1 protein-coding gene is annotated in these 406 nt (G+C 36.0%); it reads right to left on the reverse strand.

Features of this window, described 5'->3' with window-relative positions:
- On the reverse strand, window positions 1–406 hold a 406-nt coding region (locus CHM34_RS19690; protein WP_206093864.1), incomplete at both ends, for a hypothetical protein.

Genomic DNA, 406 nt, shown 5'->3' on the forward strand with positions numbered 1-406 from the left:
ATAGTGTACTCTTCCATGAAGAACCATTCAGCCAATTGAATCTGACTTCCCAATTGAATGCAATCTTTACAAGACACAAGCAATCTAGGCATTGTAGTGCCTATGATTTTTTCATAAATAGGTGCCAAAAAGAAGTCTACAAAATGGCTATAGTTTTTATTGTTAGCAGTCATCCTCATCTTATGTGTCCACTCATATACTGGCATTGGTGTCTCTGATTTCTTTTGGTTTTTCTCATCAAACTTATCGACCTCAATATCAAGTTTGTTGTTCTCTGTCTCAAATATTGGGCGATGCTTTGCTAAAAGAAGGTAGCACAAGTAACTTGTGAACCTAAATGTCTTCGTCTTGCCTGTAGCTGTACTTTGTTTAATCATTAGTAATTGTTGTTGCATAGATTCAACAC

It is taken from the genome of Paludifilum halophilum, from assembly GCF_002245355.1.
Lineage (GTDB): Bacteria > Bacillota > Bacilli > Thermoactinomycetales > DSM-45169 > Paludifilum > Paludifilum halophilum.